This window comes from Actinacidiphila rubida, from assembly GCF_900110255.1.
Taxonomy (GTDB): Bacteria; Actinomycetota; Actinomycetes; order Streptomycetales; family Streptomycetaceae; genus Actinacidiphila; species Actinacidiphila rubida.
Window position 1 is genome coordinate 1 of record NZ_FODD01000104.1, and the last position, 4,345, is coordinate 4,345.

The 4,345-nt window shown below is 67.9% G+C and carries 4 protein-coding genes; 3 read left to right on the forward strand and 1 reads right to left on the reverse strand.

What is annotated here, in order from left to right:
* The first annotated feature begins 1,011 nt into the window (after window positions 1-1,011).
* The 3 genes from BMW99_RS38885 (at window position 1,012) to BMW99_RS38895 (ending at window position 3,443) form a co-directional block, all read left to right on the forward strand.
* The gene (locus BMW99_RS38885; protein ID WP_069461737.1) at window positions 1,012-1,215 is read left to right on the forward strand and encodes a cold-shock protein; all 204 of its coding nucleotides are present in this window, start codon (window positions 1,012-1,014) and stop codon (window positions 1,213-1,215) included.
* Between the two features lie 334 nt (window positions 1,216-1,549).
* Complete coding sequence (locus tag BMW99_RS38890) at window positions 1,550-3,064, forward strand: DEAD/DEAH box helicase (RefSeq protein WP_069461738.1); 1,515 nt, start codon at window positions 1,550-1,552, stop codon at window positions 3,062-3,064.
* Between the two features lie 70 nt (window positions 3,065-3,134).
* Window positions 3,135-3,443, forward strand: a complete 309-nt coding sequence (locus BMW99_RS38895) for an SCO5918 family protein (protein ID WP_069461739.1) — start codon at window positions 3,135-3,137, stop codon at window positions 3,441-3,443.
* Window positions 3,444-3,531: 88 nt separating this feature from the next.
* Here the strand turns inward: BMW99_RS38895 and BMW99_RS38900 are convergent, their stop codons facing one another.
* Window positions 3,532-4,149: a hypothetical protein gene (locus tag BMW99_RS38900; RefSeq protein ID WP_069461740.1), complete on the reverse strand. Its 618-nt coding sequence runs from the start codon at window positions 4,147-4,149 to the stop codon at window positions 3,532-3,534.
* Window positions 4,150-4,345 lie beyond the last annotated feature (196 nt).

The window sequence follows — 4,345 nt, forward strand, 5'->3', positions numbered from 1 at the left end:
CACATGGCAGCCCCTGAACTGCGGGCCACCCGGTACGGCGGTCAGCCCCGTCACCATCAGGCAACCTCTCCGGCTCCGGAACTCCACCACCGCACGTCCTGCGAACAGCCACTTGCCTGTACTGCTGCCCGCCAGTTCATCTCTGCCGGGCCTTCCTCGATCTCGGCTACGAGAGAAACCGTAACCGCATCACCGCTCAATGTCTACTCCCGCCGCCATAGATTTCTTCGCGTCCCGCAGTGAGGCAATCGGGTGACCGGCGGGTTGAAGGGGCCGCGTGGCGGGGCACCCGGATCGGGTAGACGGGACGGGGGACGGTCTTCGGACGCGACGGTGCCTGCAGCCCTGGACTGCCGAGGAGGGCCGGCACGCGATCGCCATGCGCGACTACCCGCTGACCGCGCGCGGTGGACCCGTGGAGCTGGAGCGGTTCCGGATGCGGCGCAGGGCACAAGGTTCGGGTCGGACGACAGCCACAGCACGCTGCACTCCGTCGCCTACCCGGCCTTCCGAGAGCTGGCCGGCCCGGGCGCCACTCTGGCGATCCGGTCTGCGAGCGGATGCCCCCCTGATGCCCCCCGGATCACCAACCAACGAGAACCAGCGCATGGTCTTCTGCCGCAAGGGACGAGATCGGCATGCCCACGGGCGAACTGAACAATCAGGCGACGAGTTTCGACGAACGCCCCGCCGCCCGCCGCCGGACGTGAAAGACCAGCACTCCAGCGCCCTACGAATATCTGGTGCCGCGACATGAGAAATCCGAGTCGCGGGCGCATAGCCAGTAGATGCACCCACAAAATTAACGCCGCTGTCGAGTACGGCAACCCACCCTGTGCTACTGTGATGATCAGTTGCAGTAGTGGTCCCCAAAGCTTCGAGTGCCCTCACGGAATTTTCATTCCGGTAGGAGCATTGTGTTTTCCGGTTTTCTCCGGATGGGGCAATCATCACGGCGACGCTGTGCTCGCACAGTACGTGCACAGGGCACCGCCCCGAAGGAGATATGACATGGCTACTGGCACCGTGAAGTGGTTCAACGCGGAAAAGGGTTTCGGCTTCATCGAGCAGGACGGTGGCGGCGATGACGTGTTCGCCCACTACTCGAACATCGCCGCCCAGGGATTCCGCGAGCTCCAAGAGGGCCAGAAGGTGAACTTCGATGTCACCCAGGGCCAGAAGGGCCCACATGCGGAGAACATCGTTCCCGCCTGACGCTGACGCGTTACAGAGCTGGGGCCCGCACCTGAAGGGTGCGAGCCCCAGCTGCTTTACTTGACTTTCCCCGCGCACGGCGACGGCTTCACGGGGTAGCGGAAACTACGATTCGCGTAGCGCATCGCCCCGACGAATCAGGGCAGAACGAAGGTCGCTTTTGATCTTTCGTTCCGGTATTTAAATTCTTTCGTCAGCCCCCGCCCTGTCGCGACAATGGGAAGTTTCACTCTTCCCTGTTTCGTTTTCTTTTCTTCGGTTCGTACTTGCGATCCCCAATGCGGCTCCCGCTGGGGGAATTCCTCGATACGTGCCGCATCGAGGAAGGTTCCGCATGAATCGCACCACCCGCACGAACGATCGTTACTCCCGCACTCGCAGCTCCGGTGGCTCCTCACGGGGCGGCAGCTCCCGTGCGCGCTCCTCACGCCCGTCGGGCGCGGACCGCTCCGGTGGCCACGGGCGCCGCTCCGCGCCGCAAGGGGAGTTCGCGCTGCCGGTGACCATCACGCCGGCGCTTTCCCCGGCCGAGACATTCGGCGATCTCGACATGCCCGCCCCGCTGCTGGCCGCCCTCGGCGCCGAAGGCATGGCCGTGCCGTTCCCGATCCAGGCGGCGACCCTCCCCAACACGCTGGCCGGCCGGGACGTCCTGGGCCGGGGCCGCACCGGCTCGGGCAAGACCCTGGCCTTCGGCCTGGCGTTGCTGGCACGCACCGCAGGCCAGCGCGCCGAGCCCCGGCAGCCGCTGGCCCTGGTCCTGGTGCCCACGCGGGAACTGGCCCAGCAGGTCACCGACGCACTCGCCCCCTACGCTCGGCCGCTGAAGCTGCGGATGGCCACCGTGGTCGGCGGCATGTCGATCGGCCGGCAGGCCGGCGCGCTGCGCAGCGGCGTGGAGGTCGTCGTCGCGACCCCGGGACGTCTGAAGGACCTGATCCAGCGCGGCGACTGCCGCCTGGACCAGGTCGAGATCACCGTGCTGGACGAAGCCGACCAGATGGCCGACATGGGCTTCATGCCCCAGGTCACCGAACTCCTCGACCAGGTGCGTCCCGGCGGCCAGCACATGCTGTTCTCCGCCACCTTGGACCGCAACGTCGACCTGCTGGTGCGCCGCTACCTCAACGACCCGGTCGTCCACTCCGTCGACCCCTCGGCCGGTGCGGTCACCACGATGGAACACCATGTGCTGCACATCCATGCCGCCGACAAGCACACCGCAACGATCGAGATCGGCGCACGCGCGGGCAGCGTGATCATGTTCCTGGACACCAAGCACGCAGTGGACCGCCTGACCGAGGATCTCCTGAACAGCGGGGTGCGCGCCGCGGCGCTGCACGGCGGAAAGTCCCAGCCGCAGCGCACCCGCACCCTGGAGCAGTTCAAGACCGGGCACATCACCGTGCTGGTGGCCACGAACGTCGCCGCCCGCGGCATCCACGTCGACAACCTCGACCTGGTCGTCAACGTCGACCCGCCCTCCGACCACAAGGACTACCTCCATCGCGGCGGCCGCACCGCCCGCGCCGGCCAGTCCGGCAGCGTCGTCACCCTCGTAATGCCCAATCAACGCCGCGACATGACCCGGCTGATGGCCCACGCCGGCATCACCCCGCTCACCACTCAAGTGCGCTCCGGCGAGGCCGAACTCAGCCGCATCACCGGCGCTCAGGCTCCGACGGGCATCCCCGTCACCATCACCGCACCGGTCACCGAACGGCCCAAGCGCCGCCCGTCGGTGTCACGTGGCCGACGCAGCGGCACCGCCCAGTCCCGACGCGCCACCGCCACGCCGCGCACAGCTCCCCGCGCCTCCGGTCGCAAGGTATTGAGCACAGCCGCCTGAGCGGGCGACCGCCGCCCACCCCACTCGCCCACCCGCGCGATCCAAGCTCTACGTCAACTTGTGAGGCATCATGCGCTGCGTCATCGCCCGTTTCTCCTTCAACCTCATCAAGAGCGAAGTGCTCGAATCGATGAAGGGCATCACACCCGAACCCGTGACCGGTGAATCGGTGACCATCGGCCGCCACACCTACCCGGTCAAGCAGGTCGGTGAAGTGCTCACCAGGCAGGACCGCCGCGACTTCTCCGCCGCCGAAGTCACCCGGGCCATGAGCCGCCTCGGCTTCACCTGCCGCCCCGCCGCAAAGTCCACTCCGGTCCCGGTCCTCACCCGGCTCCAGACGGCAGCGACCCTGCTGGGGACCCCGGCACCCGCGTAAACGCCCAGACCCCTTCTGACCACGCCCGGTAACCCATGCGACGTCGGGGCATGCACGACGTAGCCGGTGCGGGCATAGCCCGCGCGGGTCAGGCACGGCGGTGGTTGCTGTCCTCACGGAGCTGGTCGGCGCGGGTCTGAATGGCCTCCAGCCGGTTGGTGAGGTCACCGTGGTCCTTGCCCAGGTGCGGTCGTATGGCGGCCAGCGGTGTGACCAGGTCGGCCGCGTCGGCGGCGCCGAGGGCGGCGTGCAGATCGGTCACGGCAGGGCCGGCCGCGGGGCCGAGATCGGTCAGGCCTGCGATCTGGGCGGCCAGCACCCGCAGGTCGGCGGCGTTGGCTCGCGCCCAGGTGGTGACGGTGCGGTCCGCGGCCCTGCGGTCCCGCACCGCCTTGACCCGCTCAACGCCCGTGCCGGCCGCATCACGCCCCGCGGACTGAAGCCGCAGATAGCGGTTCTCCGCGGCCTGCCGGCTCGAGACGCCCATCGGCTGCGCCAGGTCGGCCCAGGTGGCACCGGCGGCGCGGGCGGTCTTCACCAGGCCGGCCTCCCAACCGGCCAGCTCGCTGCGCAACTCCCGCAGCAGCAACAGCGCGGCCAGGGCGTTTTCTGGATCGCTCTGCTGTTCGCGGCCGCGGTCCCCGTCCGGGTCGTGCGCGGCCCGGATGGCATCATCGATGGCGGCCAGCGCCGCAGCCGCCGCCATGAACGAGGCCGGTTCCGTGACTCTCCCCTTCCTGGGTGCGAAGGGTTTGGACTCGTCACTCACCACGTCACCTTCTCAACGACTCCGATATTTGTCATCCAATGGATGACATGTTACAACGGAGTCAGGTGAAGCGCACTGGCACCACAGCAGAGCAATCGGAGGTGTTTCACAATGCTGATGCGCACCGACCCGT

What these genes read in the sequence shown, in the direction of transcription:
- BMW99_RS38885 (WP_069461737.1), top strand. Translation starts at nt 1,012, where the DNA reads ATGGCTACTGGCACCGTGAAGTGGTTCAACGCGGAAAAGGGTTTCGGC.
- BMW99_RS38890 (WP_069461738.1), top strand. Translation starts at nt 1,550, where the DNA reads ATGAATCGCACCACCCGCACGAACGATCGTTACTCCCGCACTCGCAGC.
- BMW99_RS38895 (WP_069461739.1), top strand. Translation starts at nt 3,135, where the DNA reads ATGCGCTGCGTCATCGCCCGTTTCTCCTTCAACCTCATCAAGAGCGAA.
- BMW99_RS38900 (WP_069461740.1), bottom strand. Translation starts at nt 4,149, where the DNA reads ATGGCGGCGGCTGCGGCGCTGGCCGCCATCGATGATGCCATCCGGGCC.